Genomic DNA, 18,022 nt, shown 5'->3' on the forward strand with positions numbered 1-18,022 from the left:
AAGACAAAAAAACCGACAGCTTGTCGGCTTATGTCACTTCCTAGAAGGAAGTGGCGGACGCGGGAGGATTCGAACCTCCGACCGCCTGGTTCGTAGCCAGGTACTCTATCCAGCTGAGCTACGCGTCCGCAAAGTTGCATTTTATAATCTTGCAATGATTTTTCAAATATGGCGGTTGCGGTACGTCTCTTGAAAGAGAGAACCTCCGACCAAATTTGTATCTTTATACTCGATGTGAGTTTCAAATATGGCGGACGCGGGAGGATTCGAACCTCCGACCGCCTGGTTCGTAGCCAGGTACTCTATCCAGCTGAGCTACGCGTCCACACGCACATTTGAACATTGCTAATTTATTCTCTTAGCAAGAGACTCAAGTTTATACTCGATGCAGAGTTAAAGTAAAAAGTGGCGGACGCGGGAGGATTCGAACCTCCGACCGCCTGGTTCGTAGCCAGGTACTCTATCCAGCTGAGCTACGCGTCCACACATATTACTTTCAAGACATGCCATTTTAGGAAAAATGGTGGAGAAGGAGGGATTCGAACCCTCGATAGAGCTACAAACCCTATACTCCCTTAGCAGGGGAGCGCCTTCGGCCACTCGGCCACCTCTCCGTCTTGTGGGGCGTATAATAAAGATTTCAGAAAATAAGTCAAACACTTTTCAAGGAATTTCGAGTAGATGGTTAGAGATTGTGCACAACTGACTCAAACTCCCTAAAATCGCTTAAGCTTTAGGCGTTTTTTCTTTATCAGCCAATAAATCGAGACCAGTTAAAGGAATATGCTCATCAGTTAATTCTGCTAGGTATTGGTCTTGATATCCTAACTTTTGAAATTCAAAGATACATGCTCGGTAAAAGCTTTCACGTTGTTCATCACTTTTTGCTACATCTGTTGGTAACTGCGCTGGTTTTGTTGTCATTTTAATTAATTCCATTTAAGCAGTGAACGGATTTTATTTAGTACATTAACATTCTGACTAGAAAAATGACTTTATCAACCTTAGTTTGTATTAAAAACGAACAAAGCAATAATTACGTAGCAAACAAAAACAACAAATACACTATATATCAATAATTTAAATTAAAAATAAAAACACTAGCGAAGAAAAAATCAGAAATTTCCTATAACAAAAACGCCGCTAAAAAAGCGGCGTTTTCTAATCCTAAAAACTGATTAATCAGCTTGAGGACGCATATGCGGGAATAAAATCACGTCTTTAATTGTTGGTGAGTCAGTGAATAACATAACAAGACGGTCGATACCAATACCCTCACCTGCTGTTGGTGGTAAGCCGTACTCTAACGCGCGAATATAATCTTCATCGTAGTGCATTGCTTCATCATCACCTGCGTCTTTTTCTTCAACTTGACGAGAAAAACGCTCTGCTTGGTCTTGCGCATCATTAAGCTCAGAGAAACCATTTGCTAATTCACGGCCGCCTACGAAGAACTCGAAACGGTCAGTCACAAATGGGTTTTCGTCGTTACGACGTGCAAGTGGTGACACTTCCCATGGGTAAGCTGTGATGAAAGTAGGTTGAATTAACTTATGCTCTGCAGTCTCTTCGAAGATTTCACATAAGAACTTACCTGGGCCCCATACACAGTTTTCTGGGATCTTAACGTGTACTTGCTTAGCGTACGCTTTAAGCTCTTCAAAATGATTTTCAGGGTCATTAAATACCGCAGCATCAAAGTCTGGGTTGTACTTAAGGATAGCCTCGCTCATTGTTAAACGAGCAAAAGGTTGACCAAAATCGTACTCTACTGAATCTACCACTTCACCGTTTTCATTTTTAGTTGTGTTTACAACAATTGGTGAACCTAGTACATCTGTAGCAACAGTACGTAACATGTCTTCAGTGATGTTCATCAGGTCAATGTAATCAGCGTATGCTTGGTAGAATTCGATCATTGTGAATTCTGGGTTATGACGTGTTGATAAACCTTCGTTACGGAAGTTACGGTTGATTTCGAATACACGCTCAAAACCACCTACCACTAAACGTTTTAGGTAAAGCTCAGGTGCAATACGTAAGTACATATCGATATCAAGTGCATTGTGATGTGTTACGAATGGACGAGCAGACGCACCACCAGGGATCACTTGTAGCATCGGTGTTTCAACTTCCATGAAGTCACGATCAGCTAAGAAACGACGGATACCTTCAACAACTTTTGAGCGAATACGGAAGGTTTCACGCGTCGCTTCATTGGTAATTAAATCAACATAACGTTGACGGTATTTAGTTTCTTGGTCAGATAAACCGTGGAATTTTTCTGGTAGCGGACGTAATGACTTAGTTAGTAACTCGTACTCTGTCATTTCTACGTATAGGTCACCTTTACCTGATTTATTTAGTGCACCTTTAACACCGATGATGTCACCGATATCAAGTTGACCGTATTTTGCTTTTAATTCTTTTTGTACGTCTTTTGACGCGTACGCTTGAATTTGGCCTTTCATATCTTGTAACGCAAGGAAAGGACCACGTTTTGCAAGAATACGACCCGCTACTGATACAACGTGCTGCTCAGCAACTAATTCGTCTTTCGATTTATCACCAAACTCAGCTTGCAAATCAGCCGTGTAATGTTCACGACGGAATTGGTTTGGATGACCGTTGGCTGGGCAATTTTCGCGGATTGCGTCTAATTTGCCACGACGCTCAGCGATTAACTTATTTTCGTCTTGGATTTGATCAGTCATTTTTTAGCTCTTTTTTAGCTCGGTGGTTATAGGCCAGATTTAAGGCTGGCTTCAATAAATTTATCTAAGTCGCCGTCAAGAACCGCTTGAGTATTACGGTTTTCAACGCCAGTACGTAAATCTTTAATGCGCGAGTCATCAAGTACGTATGAACGAATTTGACTACCCCAGCCAATATCAGATTTAGCATCTTCTTGGCTTTGCTTCTCGGCATTTTGCTTTTGAATTTCAAGTTCAAACAACTTCGCTTTTAACTGCTTCATTGCTTGGTCTTTATTCTTATGCTGTGAACGCTCATTTTGGCACTGTACAACAGTGTTGGTTGGTATATGCGTAATACGAACCGCCGACTCTGTTGTATTTACGTGCTGACCACCCGCACCAGATGCGCGGTAAACGTCAATACGTAAGTCAGCCGGATTAATATCAATTTCGATATTATCGTCGATTTCTGGGTAAACGAATGCCGATGCAAACGAGGTATGACGACGACCACTTGAGTCGAACGGGCTCTTACGTACTAAACGGTGAACACCGGTTTCTGTACGTAACCAACCGTATGCATATTCGCCAACAAAACGCACTGTTGCGCCTTTGATACCAGCCACATCACCATCAGTTGCTTCAACAAGTTCAACTTTAAAGCCTTTCGCTTCACCCCAACGTAAGTACATGCGCAACAACATGTTACACCAGTCTTGCGCTTCAGTACCGCCAGAACCTGATTGTAAATCAAGGTACGCATCGTTTTGGTCATGGTCACCCGAGAACATACGACGGAATTCTAGCTTTTCAAGCTGTGCGTTTAAATCGGCTAATTCAGTTTCTGCTTCGGCAAAGGTTTCTTCGTCTTCTGCTTCAACAGCAAGCTCAACTAAGCCTTCAACATCTTCGGTACCGGCCACTAAATTATCAATGGTCTCAACGATAGCTTCGAGTGCCGACTTTTCACGGCCTAGGGCTTGAGCTCGCTCTGGCTCATTCCACACTGCTGAATCTTCAAGTTCTGCGTTAACTTCTTCTAACCGCTCTTTCTTAAGAGGGTAGTCAAAGATACCCCCGAAGCAGTTCAGTACGTTCGCGAATTTCCTTGATTTGATTAATCACAGGATTCACTTCAAACATGTACATTACTCCAAAATGGCTGATTTACCGCGCACCGCTTTCGACAATAATTACGGTAAATTATCTACAAATATTAAAAACGCCCGATTTTAACAAAAAACCGAGCGTTTTATTAGCCTTTTATGTCGATTATAACGATATTTTTATGTGGTTTTTTGTAGCTCTCGGATAATTAGTTGTAACGAGAATTTGCCACGAAATTCATTTATATCGAGTTGGTATGCCGCTTTTACATAGCGTACTTCGGTGTCGGGCCAGGTACGCACGTCAACAGCAAATGCTATTGCGTCAACTAACCTTCCAGATTGATGTTTTAAAACCAGTTTTAAGTGTTTTTCACCAACAATACGCTGCTGTACCACTTCGAACACATGTTCAAACACTGGCTCTGGAAATTGTTGTCCCCAAGGCCCTGCATTTTTTAACAGGTTGGCAAACTCCATCGAGAAGCAATCATTTGGCAGTTCACCATCGGTGAGTAAAATACTTTGCTTATGCTCTTCACTGAGTGTTTGTGCCACCATGTGTTCAAACACTGTTTTAAATTCATTAAAACATTGCTCGTTAATACTTAAACCTGCCGCCATAGCATGACCACCAAACTTGCTGATCAGATGAGGGTATAAGGTATTTATGCGCTCAAGTAAATCACGCATATGCAGCCCTTCAATGGAGCGGCAAGAGCCTTTAATTTCACCGTTATCGCCGGCTGCAAAAATAATCGTAGGACGGTGATACTTTTCTTTTAAGCGACCAGCCAAAATGCCAATAACACCTTGGTGCCAATCAGCTTGATACAAACAAATGGCATCAGGCACTGAATCTGTTTTAAAGGCTAAACGGTCAAGCACAGCTTGCGCTTCAGTTTGCATGCCCTGCTCTATTTCACGGCGCTCATGATTGAGGCTGTCGAGCTCGCTGGCAATGCGGCGGGCTTGATTAATATCGCTCGATAATAAACAGGCTATACCTAAACTCATATCATCTAAGCGCCCTGCTGCATTTAAGCGTGGTGCCAATGAAAAGCCAAAGTCACTGGCACTTAAGCGCGCTGCATTACGATTTGCCACTTCAATGAGAGCACTAATACCTGGACGTGTTTTACCGCTACGAATACGAGCTAAACCTTGATGTACTAAGGTACGGTTATTGGCATCAAGGGCGACCACATCGGCAACGGTACCAAGGGCAACAATATCAAGTAATTCGGCCAAATTCGGCATTGGCTGATGTTGAAAATACCCTTGATCACGTAAGTGACTACGTAAAGCGATAAGCAGATAAAAAGCCACCCCAACGCCTGCTATTGATTTCGATGGAAAATGGCAGTCATGACGATTCGGGTTCACAATGGCATCGGCATTAGGTAATGCCTCGCCCTGCAAGTGGTGATCAGTCACCAGCACCTTAATACCCGCATGCTTTACAATTGCAATGCCATCTATGCATGAAATACCGTTATCAACGGTAATCACAAGCTCAGGCTGCATAGCCACAATTTGCTCTGCAAGCGCAGGACTTAGGCCATACCCTAAACTGAATCTATCTGGCACTAAGTAATCAAGGTTTTTCAAACCAAACATGGCAAGACCTTGCATCAAGGTTGCTGTACTGGTTGCACCGTCAGCATCAAAATCTCCCACGATTAACACGCGGCTTTGTGCTTTTAATGCGTCTTGCAACAACAACACGGCTTTGTCTATGTCCTTAAACAACCGAAAGTCATGTAACGTAGCCGCACTGTTATCTAACTCTATTGCGTCTTGCACCTGTCTTGATGCGTAAATTTGTTTAATGACTGGATGTAAATGATTTGGCAGGTGTGAGTCATCAACGCGAGGACGAACTTGAATTATTTTTTCCATGTTGGAAAGTGTACTTCTTAACTTAAGGCGAATAAAAAAGGCCTACGACAAATAGGCCTTTTCGTTTAAAAATAGTTATGACGATGTTTTTGGTAAAGCATCAAGTGCTTGGCTGATTTGCGCAGCAGATTGATAACCTGGGATCATCGTTCCATCTTCTAAAATAATTGCCGGTGTACCTGACATACCAAAGCTTTGACCAAGTTGGTAATGCTCTGCAATCGGGGCGTTACAACCTGGGACTGTAGCTACTTCTGCGCCCGCTTTAGCTTCTGTTAACGCTTCTGCTGGGTCTTTAGCACACCACACATTCATTAAGTCTTGATAACCTTTGCCCGCTAAACCGCCTCTTGGAAAAGCTAAATACTTAACAGTAATACCCGCCTCTAAAAAGTCGTCTAATTCGCGGTGTAATTTACGACAATACCCGCAAGTGATATCTGTAAATACTGTGATTGAATGCTTTTCGTTTTTTGCTTTGTAAACAATCATCGAGTCTTCGTACTCTGCAACGCCTTGTTTACGCACATCACTTAACGCATGCTCGGTTAGATTTACACGGTTGTTTAGGTCAATCAACGTACCTTGCATTAAGAATTGGCCATCAGGGCTTGCGTATAACACGCCTTTATCGGTAATTAGCTCTTTAAGACCAGCCACAGGGCTTGGGTTAACTTGCTTAACCTTTACACCTAACTCGGCAAATTTTGAAACAATTGGTGCGTCAACGGCTTCTGTCGTCGATACGCCATTTGCAAAAACATTTAAGCTTGTGCCAAATAGTGCCGTGGCTAAAACTAACTTTTTCATAACTATCCTATATCCTGAACATTTTTTACATAGACCGGTACATCTTAAAAAAAGTTGCACTATGCACGAGGGTGATGCTGCTCGTGTACCGACTTTAATCTTTCATTCGCTACATGCGTATAAATTTGTGTTGTTGATAAGTCACTATGACCTAACATCATTTGCACAACACGAAGGTCTGCCCCATGATTCAAAAGGTGCGTCGCAAAAGCATGTCTGAGCGTATGCGGTGATAATGGTGACTCTATTGCTGCCAAAATAGCATAGTGTTTGATGCGATGCCAAAAAGTTTGTCGGGTCATGCCAATGCCCCGCTTAGACGGAAACACAAAGTCGGTAGCGTGTTTAATCATCTGCGAGCGCCCTACTTTTAAAAACTGTTCAAGCCAGTACATTGCTTCTTCACCCAAAGGGACTAATCGTTCTTTATTACCTTTACCTTTTACAAATACGACTGCTTGGCGCAGGTTTATTTGCTCCATTCTTAGCCCTACCAGCTCAGTAACACGCAGCCCGGTGGCATACAACAGTTCAAGCATGGCTTTATCGCGAAGCCCCATTGGATCTTCAATATTAGGAGCTGCAAGCAATGCTTCTACTTCGGCTTCAGAGAGAGTTTTTGGTAACGATTGCCCCGCCTTGGGTTGTGCAATATTAACCATTGGTGAGTCGGGGATTGCTTTTTCACGCACAAAATACTGATAAAAACGCTTGAGCGCACTGATACTTCGAGCCGTGCTGCGCGACTTTAGTCCTAAATCGACACGGTATGCTAAATAAGCTTCTATATCTTCTGCTGTTACTGCAAGTAAGTCTGTGTCTTTAATAAATTGGCAAAACTTATCGAGGTCACTTCGATAAGCGGCAAGAGTATTCTCACTGACTCCTTGTTCTAAATACAAGGTATCTAAAAAAACCTCTAAATGCTCTGCATTTTGTTCCGTCATGACACCTGCTTGTGCTTGTGAAGTATTATCCGCCACGGTTACTCTCATCCTTATCAAGGTATCAATTAAATAGGCCTTACGGTAAAATATTACCAAACTACATGAAGGTAGATACTTCAAGCGGCTTGAGTAGCTATCATATCAGGCAAACACACGGTGATAAATACGATGCAGATTGGTTTATTTTATGGTTCGACTACCTGCTATACAGAAATAGCGGCAGAGAAAATTCGCGATATTATTGGGCAAGACGTTGTGAGCTTGCATAACATCAAAGATGAACCATTAAAAAATGCAGAACAATTCGATTTCGTTATCTTCGGCATTTCTACATGGGATTTTGGTGAGCTTCAAGAAGACTGGGAGTCTATCTGGGATGATATCAAAGATGTTAATCTAAATGGTAAAACAGTGGCTCTGTTTGGCATGGGTGATCAACAAGGTTATGGTCAATGGTTCCAAGATGCTCTTGGCATGCTGCACGATGAAATTTGTGATCAAAGCATCACCTTATTAGGAAAGTGGCCAAACGATGAAAGTTACGAGTTTGAAGCATCAAAAGCGCTGACTGAAGATGGCAAACAATTTGTTGGCTTAGCCCTTGATGAAGACAGTCAATACGAACTCAGCGATGAGCGTATTGCCAACTGGGTTGAGCAAATAATGACTGAATACAGCGAAAGTTTGTAAAAGTCGCTTGTCAGGAAAAGCCAAGCAATGCTTGGCTTTTTTTATTCAACGCGTTGCCAATATTGATTACGATAGAAAAAAGCAATATAACCACGCACTTCAAGCACCTTACCTTGTTGTTGTGGTGTCAATTTTAAGGTGTAGGTTTTGCCATTATTAGGGTCAAGAATTTCACCATCTTGCCAACTTCCATCTCCGGCATCCTTTGCGCCTTCAATAATCTGCAACCCCAAAATAGGCTGATTTTTCTTATCACCTTTACATTTTTCACAACGTGCATCTTGCTTAGCTGGATTCAATATTTTTTCAACATTGCCAACCAGCACGCCGTTTTGTTCACTAATACGCACGAGTGATTTCGCTTCATTCGTTTCTTCATCAATTGTTTTCCAAAGCCCTACCGGGCTGATTGCTGCAGCGCATAGTTGAGAAAATAACATCGCAGCGAGTACAAACGCTAAACGGAACATAGATCACCTACTTTATTAAGAATTTATTACTACAATTAATTTTTTTAGACGCATCATTTTGTTATGCTTGAGGTGGATGGATAACCAATTGAAAGGATACACAATGAAACAATTCACTTTAGTGACTGGTGATGTTATTCAATATGACAATCATCAAATTAACCCACTTCACGCCAAAGGCGAAATTACAGTAAATAGCCTTAACGAACAAGTATTTATACCACAAAGCGTGAAAACAGCGAATGAACTAGGCAAACTTAAAGATAACCTATTTAACATCGAAAAATTATTACACTCTGGTTATGCCGATCCCTATCCCAGCATTCGTGTATTAATTGAAACCACGCAACCACTGCCTGACATAACGGGACTGAACATCAAACGACAATTTAATATCATCAACTTTTGTAGTGCTGATATTGATAAACAACATTGTAAAAGAGTACTAGATGCTTTACTTAAACTTGAATATGTTCAGCAAATTCAACTTGATGAGGTGATACAATTACGTCCACCTGCGATTCCCGAACAGTAATTAGAATCGCCAAAAATCTTATATTAGCGTTACATTTTCAAATAAAAGGCTTTGCAAAGCCTTTGATAATCGGCGCTGTAACTACCATCCTGAGCATGAATAACCAACTGCGATTTTTTGCACTCTATAGCCTGTTGGCTAAATAACATTAAGCAGCGGCTCGGCGCTTTTTTGGGCGTTGTTTGAATCAAACATTGTTGATTTAAATGCCAACCTAATTGCTTTGCAATAGCAATAAATTGCTCAGCTTCCGGACAAGGTAAAATAACATTCAACAACGTTTTGTCATGACTAAGCCTGCTACATGCAGCTATTAATTCGTTAAAACTAAGGCCATCAGAATGACGTGCAGCATTACGCGGCGCATTCTCTCCTTTGAGGCTGGCGTTAAAATATGGCGGGTTAGTGATGATAACATCAACGGGCTCTGGTGAATCAAATGACTGCACGGCACCTTGATAAAGACGGATATCTGACCACGGGCTATTGGTAAAATTAGCGCGGGCGTCGATACAGGCATCATGATCAATCTCGATCGCCATCACTGTTGCTTGTGGCGCTCGCTGTTTTGCCATTAAGGCCAGCAGCCCTGTTCCAGTCCCTATGTCTAATATACGTGTGGCGTTAGTAAGAGTGGCCCATGCGCCTAACAAAATGCCATCCGTTGACACCTTCATTGCAGCACGAGTTTGCTCCACCGAAAATTGTTTAAACACAAAGCCTGACATTTTTTCACCTTTTCATTCACCACAGCCGCGTTAACGCGTATAATTAGGCCTAATTGTCCTCTATTTACGTCACTCTATGCAATTTTCTGAATTTGATATCGATAACAAGCTGTTAAATGCCATTAATAAAATGGGTTTTGATACACCAACCAGTATTCAACAACAAGCGATCCCTGAAGCGCTAAGAGGCCGCGATATTTTAGCATCTGCGCCAACTGGTACTGGTAAAACAGCCGCTTTTTTGATCCCTGCAATTCAATACTTGCTTGATTTCCCTCGTCGCGATCCTGGCTTTGCTCGCGTGCTGATCATGACACCGACTCGTGAATTGGCTTATCAAATTCATGAACAATGTGAATTACTTGCTGCGCAAACACACCTCAAAATTGGTGTAGTAACCGGCGGTATTAACTACGGGACACATAAAGAAATTTTCGAGAGTAATAACGACATTTTAATTGCCACGCCAGGGCGCTTAATGGAATACCTCGAAACTGAGAATTTCCATGCTGAGAATGTTGAACTGCTTATTCTTGATGAAGCTGATCGCATGCTAGACATGGGTTTTCGTAAAGAAATGCTGCGAATTTGTGACGAAGCACGTAATCGTCGCCAATGTTTCTTATTCTCAGCAACACTTGAAGGCGACAGCGTTGAGTTATTTGCAGAACGAATTTTAAATGACCCTGCATTACTTGAAGCAGAGTCAACCCGAAAAGAGAAAGCTAAAATTCATCAGTGGGTTCATCTAGCTGATGACTATAACCATAAACTAAAAATGTTGGTTGAGATCCTAAACGGTGAAGACATACATAAAGCAATCGTGTTTGTTAAAACCCGTGAACGCTTAGAAACCTTGATTGGTGAGCTTAACAACGAAGGGTTACGCGTTGCATGGCTACGTGGTGAAATGCCACAAGACAAACGCATGAAAGCGATGGAGAACTTTCACTCTGGTCGCAATAATATCTTAGTGGCAACCGATGTTGCTGCACGTGGCATTGATGTCGCCGATATTAGTCATGTTATTAACTTTGATATGCCGCGTACTGCAGATATCTATGTACACCGCATTGGCCGTACTGGCCGCGCTGGCAAAAAAGGGATTGCGATTTCATTTATTGAAGCTCACGATGTGGCTATTCTGGGCAAGGTTGAACGCTACATTGAGCAAAAGCTTAAACGTCGCGTAATTAAAGGTATTGAGCCTCAACACAAAGAAGCAAAGATCCCATCTAAAAAGAAAAAAGATCCTGCAAAGATCAAGGCTAAGAAAAAAGCCAAAGCAAAAGTAAAAAAGAAAAAATAGCTTAATATCTTTACTTGAAAATGCCGAGCTCGTCTCGGCATTTTGCTCTCAGCTGCATGTACTTTTTTACTAATTACTGTGTAATTAGTTCATACCTTTTAACCTATCAAGCATAAAATCACTTTATAATCATAAACTTAAAATTGGAATGATAATTGTAACTGGTTCTGCAACAGAGTCTTCGCGAGGGAATCGTATGAACCGCTTTAAATTAACCGTAGTACTGATCTCATTAAGTTGTTTATTTTTACTAGCTTGTGCGACAAAGGTGAGTGCAAATACCAGTGTTTTAACATCAAGCACATCAGCACAACCTAGATTGCAACAATATGCTTTGCAGAAACTTACCAGCAACCCTAACTTTACTATTTCTAATCTACAGGTGATTGTAGAGGGTGATACGGTTGAGCTTATCGGCTCTACCAAGACAGGATTTCAACGTGCTTTAGCACAAAAGTTTTTGGAGCATAACCGAGGCATCCGAAAAGTTAAAAACAACCTTAAAGTAAGCTCACAAGACGGAACAACACTTTAAGGTTGTCTGCACCTTAGCCTTATTTACCGCTTGCTTGAAGGTTAATAAATTTGGCAAGTTCTTCAGGTTGTCCCATTAGCGCCATAATTTGCTGATTGATTTGCATCATAGACTGACCTTCTGGCAAGTTTGCCGAAACCGAGAATGATGATAAGCCTTGAGCAAAATTAGTAATAGCAGTCTCTAAGTCAGTGCTAACCGGCGCTTGTTGTAACTGCATAGCAACAACCTGCTGGAACTGTTCATGAGTCATACCTTGCGCTTGCAAGAAGCTCTCTACAACCGCTTTTAACTCACCTTCATCTGCAACTGACAGTGAAATACTTCGTGGCTCTAACTGGCTCATGGCCGCCATCATTTTTGATTGCTGCTGCAGTTGCTGCTCTAATGTGAGCTGGCCATTTTGTGTTGAGTTTTGCATCTTGCTGATAGCCAATGACGCTTCCATTAAAGGAGTTGATTTCGCCAACCCTAAATTAAAGTGAACATCGGCCACTTCATTTGCAGTCACGTTAACTGCAAACGCACTATCACCAGAGTCTTTATTGTAATCTAGCGAAGACTTAACGTTATAGCTTGTAGACGCTAATTTGTTGTTGGCGTTTTGCGGTAACTGAGCGAGGAAATCATCACTGAATCGAAAGTTTGTCATCACAAACCCAGTATGAGGTGGAATGCTGTCTTGCTCATAACCTGATACTTCAATCGTATCTATGGTTGCAATAGCTTCATTGCTATCAAGGCTTTGTACTTTGATACCCGAAAGCTCCATGCTGCTATCAAAAACACTCGCTGAAATATCGCTATAAGTAATATCTACACCACTTTGTGTTGATAAAGCACTCAGCTGCTGATCAACCACTGTTTTCACTTCCTGTGTCACAGCATAGTTTGCGTAAGCTACGCCACCGACTGCCGCAGCAACAACCGCCGCAATAATTAACTTCTTCATTTTATTTCCTTTAATTGGTGTAAATTTTTTATCAGTGTATCAAATTGTGTTTAGTTAATTAACGACAGTAATTCATGCACAGTTTTCACTGGGGTAATTTTTGCGCCTAAGCCTTCCATTGATTTATGGTAATTACGATAAGGAATAAAGATTTCAGTAAAGCCATGTTGCGCCGCTTCTTTAACTCGAGGTACGCCACTGTCTATTGGTCTTACATCACCATTTAAACTCAACTCGCCCATAATACAAGTAGTCCGTGGCACCACAAACTCATTCAAACTACTTAAAAGTGCTGTAACTAACGCTAAATCAATGCAGGTTTCTGACTCATCAATTTTTAAACCACCAACTATATTAAAAAACGTATCATGGAAGATTTTTGTTTTAGTGTGTTTTCGTAAAATCCCCGTGAGCATCTTGATACGATTCATGTTTAAACCAACACACACTCGTTGAGGGAATTCAGCTTCGGTTTCTGTGGTTAGACATTGAATTTCGAGTAGTAAGTTACGATTGCCTTTACGAATACAAGTAATCGCAGAGCCCGGCGACTCAGTCGTTGAGCCTGATAGGAAGATTTCGCTCGGATTATCAACGCTCAGCATACCTCGCTCACACATTCTAAAAATGCCCACAGTGTCGATATCGCCAAAACGGTTTTTATTGGCACGTAATGTCCTTACTTGCCCATCATTGGTGTCAATGTGTAATAACGCATCAACAATGTGTACTAAGGTTTGTGGCCCAGCAATTTCGTTATTTTTGTTTACGTGAGCGATAATAAACATGGTCACATCATTTTGCTTACAATATTGCGTGAGCGCCTGAGCCGCACTTTTCACTTGTGAAGGTGACCCTGGAGTACCATTTGCCGTTTCTGTTACAACAGCCTGAATTGAGTCGATAACAGCAAACTTTATTTTATTTTTATCAAGTTCTTCAATGATTGCTTCAACGCTGGTTTCAGATAGTAAGTACAGCTCATCTTCGTTGTAATCTAGGCGTAAGCGGTTAACCCGATTTTTAAACTGTGATAATGACTCTTCTGCTGTACAGTATAAAGACGGCATTACTTTTGACATACGTGCAACTAAATCTGACAACAAGGTGGTTTTACCTGCTCCTGGATCCCCAGAAATTATATTCACTGAGCCTGTGGTCACGCCGCCACTTAATACCCTGTCTAATTCACCAATTTCTGTGAGGCGCTTTTCAGCTTCAGTGGTTGCAACTTCATTTATTTTTTTTGAACCGCCGCCCACATTACCGGCATAGCCTGCAATTGCAGCTCGACTAGCAGCTTGCTTTGACTGCCCTGCTGACGGTTTAAACTCTGCAAGGGTATTCCATGCACCACATTTACACTGCCCTTGCCAGCGCTGATAATTCATGCCGCACTCAGTGCAGACAAATTCGATTTTTGCTGATTTTGCCATTCGGCCTTACCTGTTTGGATAGCTGGTATTTACTGAACCACTATTTTCAAGCATCTGGTAGACAAAGTAAAACTGACTACTAAGGTAATTGATGTATAGTAGATTTAAAAACATCGAAGATAATACATGGTAACTTGCTCCCTATCGAGCTTCTTATATGTTAACTGTTGACTAAAGAACAAGTTAAGGGCACAGTTTTTGCTTAATAATAAATACCAGAGAACTTGCCATTTTATTGGCTAGTACTTATAACAATAACTAATAAAACAACAAAGTAATTACTACTCGCGTAGTGAGCTGCAAAACACCGCCGAGTAATACTACGTTATTTGATAGACAGTGATGGTTTTATAAATGCCTGAAGATATCTTGCTTAAATACGAAAGTCTAGTTGAAGAACTAAAGGCGAATTTAGGCACACCTCAATTCGACAAGCTATTTAAAGCAAAAACAGCCAGCTTAACTAAGCCAGAGCAGTTTTTGATCAAAATGGAGATGTCGCGTTTATCTCAGCCTGTAGCACGCTTTATCGATTTGCGTGGTCAAGTCACTGGACAAGTAAAACCTTACGAGTATGAGGGCAAACAGCACTTTATGGATGACACCGCCATTGAAGTGTTTGAAGATGCGATTAAACGCCACGGTGGCTATACCCTTGCAGTCTATGAAGCGGTAATGAATACCGAAAACAATCACCGAGTGATGCAAAAAAAAGCCGCCGAGCAAGACCTCATTAGCGATGACAGTAGTAATCAGTTAACCGCAAAAGTTATCAAATTTGCTTCTTATGAAAGCCGCTCTGAAGAGCGCATGAATTACTCCATAAAGATCTCGGTTGAAATTGATAAAGAAACGAAAGTCTCAGCATCAACTTCTGATATCTCGTTAAGCGGTGCAAAAATCAAACTTGCCCCCCGATATAAATTAAAAAAAGGCCAATTAATTGGCTTACGCTTGGTTGGTCTCGAGCAAGACTTTGAGCTGGGTCTGAAAAATGGTATTCAATATGAAGTCATTGCCGTCGAAAAGGTATCGCGTGAATATAATCATGTGCGCTTAAAACGTACCTTTATAGAAAATAACAAGCAGTTTGACGACTTTTTAAATAGCTTTATCCACGGCAATAAACGACGCTATAAAGTTAATTTAGACAATACCTTAGATGCTGTTGTCTCTAAAGGATATGAGCAATACTATATTCCTCGAGTGACTTCGCTCTATACGTTTTTAAGTTTGCAGGGTGACAAGCTTTACCCAAGTCTCGCCTTAACAACAGAAAACAATATATTTATTCAGCGTTACTTTTGTGATGAGCGAAAAGTGTCATGTTTATACAGTATTGTTAATCAGCAGCGCATTGCTCACTTACTCAGTAGCCCTGATGCCGTAAAAGAAGACTATATTTACACTTTTACTCATACAGTATCTGGCAGAATATATTACTATTCAGCAACTCGCTCTGAGTTAAATAATCAGCCTCATTTAAAAGATTTGTTTTTAGGGTTTGGTAGTCAAAAAGATAGCTGGCAGTGTTTTAAACTTCAGCTAATGCCAAGCCATCCAGAAGATTCATACATTCCATTGACGTTACCAAGTAGCGCAGGTAAAAACATCGAAAAGCTCAATAAGCCACCGACCCCGCGTGTGCAAGGCATGCTAAAAGACGTTAAATACTTGTTGATTTTGACTTCAGTGGGTAGTGAGTATGAGCAGAAAAAATACCAACAACGTGTATTTGATAAAACTGCGGTTAATCAATTAAAACAATTTGGCCACAGTAAACACAAGTCACCGCCTCATCTAGAGCCTGTTGCCTTAGAGTATGTGAATTTAAGAGCGCATAAGCGATTCTTATATAAAACATCTGTCACGGTTAAGCATAAAGAGCAACTTGTGCAGGGCTACACACGTGATCTTTCAGTTATGGGGTTACAAATTGAATGTGAGAAACCTGTAGACTTTAAAAAGGGCGATATCATTAAGTTAAGCTTGCCTGAGCTACAGAAAATCACCAAAAAACACGACCTAAGTGATCTTAGCTATGAAGTTATGGCAATAAGTAAGTCGCTTACAACTGTGAATTTAAAAGTACATCGAGTAACCGATTTGCCTCATATGGCAATAACCTTTTTCACGGTGTTGATTGATAATAATAAAGATAAGCTAAAAGTGTGTGAAGAAACCCCTAAGATTCCTGGGCTCTCTACTGCACTTAGAAACATGGTAACAAAAAGTGTTTGCCAATTTCCGCTTTATCTCCATAAAGAATCAGCGCATTTTAAAATAGGTGCTATTGGGCAAGGCTTATACCCAAGTCCATTACATGTGCTTTTACAAAATTTTGCACTACTTAATGAAAACACCAGCATTGATGGCTTGTTGTCGACAGACCAAATAACCGAAGTGATCACCCCACTTATCAAAGATCGCAGTCGTCAAGATGCTCCTTTGCCATTTACACTTTTTGTTTGTTTTAACCCACGTTTAGGCACAATTGCTGACTCAATTACCAGCCGCTGCATTAGCGATGAGGATTACACATCACAAACACTATTTGTAAAAAAAGCACTGAAAAACGACTTAGTGTTTGTATTTCGTTTATATGTATCACGTACAGGCCGGCCTGATATTGATTACTTATCGAATGAGCTTAAGTACATCAGCCAATATGCTTTACACAAAGCAAAAGATTTAGAGGAAGCATTATGGGCTGTTGCTGGTGTGGGAGATTTAATTGATATAACCGAAGAAGCGCTTACCCATTTTGATATTGACCAAAGGCTGATCGACGAAATGAGTAAACGCAAAGCAATCTGGTTAAAGCGAGTAATCTAGCGGTAGGCCTAACAGGTAAGCAACTTGCAGCAACGAACCTTCGTTAATAGCCGTTTGTGCTTGCTCAACCACTTTAGGTTTACCGTGAACAGCCACACCAAGCCCTGCCGCAGCCATCATTTTTAAATCGTTAGCTCCATCACCCATGGCAACAGTTTGACGATTATTTAAGGCAAGCTTTGCTTCGATTCGTTTAAGTACACGGGCTTTTTCTTCAGCATCAACAATAGTGCCAATCACTTTACCTGTTAAACGATTATCTTTGAACTCAAGGGTATTAGCGTGCACTTCATCTAAACCTATTAGTGTTTGCACTTGCTCAGCAAATGGTACAAAACCACCTGATGCAATGGCTAAATGCCAATTATGTTGTTTTAAGTATTGGCATAATTCACTAACACCCGGCATAAGTGGTAAACGTGCTTTTAAGCCATCGATTAGATCAACATCAATACCTTCAAGCTTAGCAACACGCTGTTTTAAGCTTTGTGCAAAATCTAATTGCCCAGCCATTGCTTGGGCGGTCACAGCAGCCACTTCATCATATACATCAGCAAGTCGTGCTATTTCATCTATACACTCGATAGTAATCGCGGTAGAGTCCATGTCCATTAATAATAGACCAGGCTCATCAACCGTAGGTGGATTAGTCAACTGCACCAGTTGAATACCAATTTGCTTGGCAAACTCAACTAATACCAGTGGGCTGAGTGTTGTTGTTGCATCGCTATGAAAGCTCCATGCCACTGGCATGTCTGCAATTGGCTGATAACAACATAGCGATAAATTGCTAAACCCTTGTGCCGCTAAAAACTCACTAATAGCCAGTATTTGCTCAGCATCAAGTACTTTACCGAATGCTACGCTAAATACGCCCTGACTTGCTTTTGGCGTAAAGTCTGTTGTAATAAGGTGTTTGTTTTCAATTTTATACCAGCAATTTAGGCTGATTTGTTCAGCTAAATTTGCTGAAGGTGTAGCAGCTAGGCTAAGCTGTGACATAGTGGCTCCACATTAGACTTATGTCTGTCCTTGCGCGCGCATGAGCTACTCGCAATCAATGAACTAATA

Annotated in this window: 16 protein-coding genes and 4 tRNA genes; 5 read left to right on the top strand and 15 right to left on the bottom strand. The window is 41.2% G+C overall.

Annotated elements, in window-relative coordinates; translation table 11 throughout:
* Positions 1–51 precede the first annotated feature (51 nt).
* The 10 genes from E5N72_RS15045 to xerD form a co-directional block, all read right to left on the bottom strand.
* A tRNA-Arg gene (locus tag E5N72_RS15045) sits at positions 52–128 on the bottom strand.
* A 120-nt stretch (positions 129–248) separates the two neighbouring features.
* A tRNA-Arg gene (locus E5N72_RS15050) sits at positions 249–325 on the bottom strand.
* Between the two features lie 81 nt (positions 326–406).
* Positions 407–483 (bottom strand) — tRNA-Arg (locus tag E5N72_RS15055).
* Positions 484–521: 38 nt separating this feature from the next.
* Positions 522–614: transfer RNA gene (locus E5N72_RS15060), tRNA-Ser, on the bottom strand.
* 112 nt (positions 615–726) lie between these two features.
* On the bottom strand, positions 727–924 hold the full coding sequence (locus E5N72_RS15065; protein WP_135925869.1) for a hypothetical protein: 198 nt from the start codon (positions 922–924) through the stop codon (positions 727–729).
* A gap of 254 nt (positions 925–1,178) precedes the next feature.
* Entirely contained in the window at positions 1,179–2,714 is a 1,536-nt protein-coding gene (gene lysS / locus E5N72_RS15070) for a lysine--tRNA ligase (RefSeq protein ID WP_135925870.1), read from the bottom strand.
* Positions 2,715–2,740: 26 nt separating this feature from the next.
* Positions 2,741–3,839, bottom strand: a protein-coding gene (prfB, locus tag E5N72_RS15075) for a peptide chain release factor 2 (protein WP_135925871.1) whose coding sequence is annotated in 2 segments (ribosomal slippage) — positions 2,741–3,763 and positions 3,765–3,839 — 1,098 coding nt in all. Because the reading frame shifts where the segments join, the coding sequence is not laid out codon by codon here.
* 143 nt (positions 3,840–3,982) lie between these two features.
* On the bottom strand, positions 3,983–5,704 hold the full coding sequence (gene recJ, locus E5N72_RS15080) for a single-stranded-DNA-specific exonuclease RecJ (RefSeq protein WP_135925872.1): 1,722 nt from the start codon (positions 5,702–5,704) through the stop codon (positions 3,983–3,985).
* 75 nt (positions 5,705–5,779) lie between these two features.
* The gene (dsbC, locus tag E5N72_RS15085; RefSeq protein WP_135925873.1) at positions 5,780–6,514 is read right to left on the bottom strand and encodes a bifunctional protein-disulfide isomerase/oxidoreductase DsbC; all 735 of its coding nucleotides are present in this window, start codon (positions 6,512–6,514) and stop codon (positions 5,780–5,782) included.
* 59 nt (positions 6,515–6,573) lie between these two features.
* A complete protein-coding gene (gene xerD / locus E5N72_RS15090) occupies positions 6,574–7,509 on the bottom strand; it encodes a site-specific tyrosine recombinase XerD (RefSeq protein ID WP_135925874.1) in 936 nt (311 codons plus the stop codon).
* Between the two features lie 120 nt (positions 7,510–7,629).
* Here xerD and fldB point away from each other — a divergent pair, with 120 nt between their 5' ends.
* A complete protein-coding gene (fldB, locus tag E5N72_RS15095) occupies positions 7,630–8,151 on the top strand; it encodes a flavodoxin FldB (RefSeq protein ID WP_135925875.1) in 522 nt (173 codons plus the stop codon).
* 41 nt (positions 8,152–8,192) lie between these two features.
* Here the strand turns inward: fldB and E5N72_RS15100 are convergent, their stop codons facing one another.
* Positions 8,193–8,591, bottom strand: a complete 399-nt coding sequence (locus tag E5N72_RS15100; protein WP_240704552.1) for a DUF2147 domain-containing protein — start codon at positions 8,589–8,591, stop codon at positions 8,193–8,195.
* A gap of 133 nt (positions 8,592–8,724) precedes the next feature.
* Here E5N72_RS15100 and E5N72_RS15105 point away from each other — a divergent pair, with 133 nt between their 5' ends.
* A complete protein-coding gene (locus tag E5N72_RS15105) occupies positions 8,725–9,156 on the top strand; it encodes a hypothetical protein (RefSeq protein WP_135925877.1) in 432 nt (143 codons plus the stop codon).
* Between the two features lie 29 nt (positions 9,157–9,185).
* On the opposite strand, the gene E5N72_RS15110 is transcribed toward E5N72_RS15105, so the two are convergent.
* A complete protein-coding gene (locus E5N72_RS15110; RefSeq protein WP_135925878.1) occupies positions 9,186–9,884 on the bottom strand; it encodes a methyltransferase in 699 nt (232 codons plus the stop codon).
* Positions 9,885–9,960: 76 nt separating this feature from the next.
* Here E5N72_RS15110 and srmB point away from each other — a divergent pair, with 76 nt between their 5' ends.
* A complete protein-coding gene (gene srmB, locus E5N72_RS15115; protein WP_135925879.1) occupies positions 9,961–11,193 on the top strand; it encodes an ATP-dependent RNA helicase SrmB in 1,233 nt (410 codons plus the stop codon).
* 196 nt (positions 11,194–11,389) lie between these two features.
* On the top strand, positions 11,390–11,728 hold the full coding sequence (locus E5N72_RS15120; RefSeq protein WP_135925880.1) for a BON domain-containing protein: 339 nt from the start codon (positions 11,390–11,392) through the stop codon (positions 11,726–11,728).
* A 19-nt stretch (positions 11,729–11,747) separates the two neighbouring features.
* On the opposite strand, the gene E5N72_RS15125 is transcribed toward E5N72_RS15120, so the two are convergent.
* Positions 11,748–12,680: a hypothetical protein gene (locus E5N72_RS15125; RefSeq protein ID WP_135925881.1), complete on the bottom strand. Its 933-nt coding sequence runs from the start codon at positions 12,678–12,680 to the stop codon at positions 11,748–11,750.
* 50 nt (positions 12,681–12,730) lie between these two features.
* A complete protein-coding gene (gene radA, locus E5N72_RS15130; RefSeq protein WP_135925882.1) occupies positions 12,731–14,116 on the bottom strand; it encodes a DNA repair protein RadA in 1,386 nt (461 codons plus the stop codon).
* Positions 14,117–14,470: 354 nt separating this feature from the next.
* Between radA and E5N72_RS15135 the strand changes: the two genes are divergently transcribed.
* On the top strand, positions 14,471–16,951 hold the full coding sequence (locus E5N72_RS15135; RefSeq protein ID WP_135925883.1) for a PilZ domain-containing protein: 2,481 nt from the start codon (positions 14,471–14,473) through the stop codon (positions 16,949–16,951).
* On the opposite strand, the gene serB is transcribed toward E5N72_RS15135, so the two are convergent.
* Positions 16,934–17,953 carry a phosphoserine phosphatase SerB gene (serB, locus tag E5N72_RS15140; RefSeq protein WP_135925884.1) on the bottom strand — a complete coding sequence of 340 codons (1,020 nt, stop codon included), beginning with the start codon at positions 17,951–17,953 and terminating at the stop codon, positions 16,934–16,936. The genes E5N72_RS15135 and serB overlap by 18 nt on opposite strands.
* Positions 17,954–18,022 lie beyond the last annotated feature (69 nt).

The sequence above is a fragment of the Pseudoalteromonas sp. MEBiC 03607 genome, from assembly GCF_004792295.1.
Lineage (GTDB): Bacteria > Pseudomonadota > Gammaproteobacteria > Enterobacterales > Alteromonadaceae > Pseudoalteromonas > Pseudoalteromonas lipolytica_C.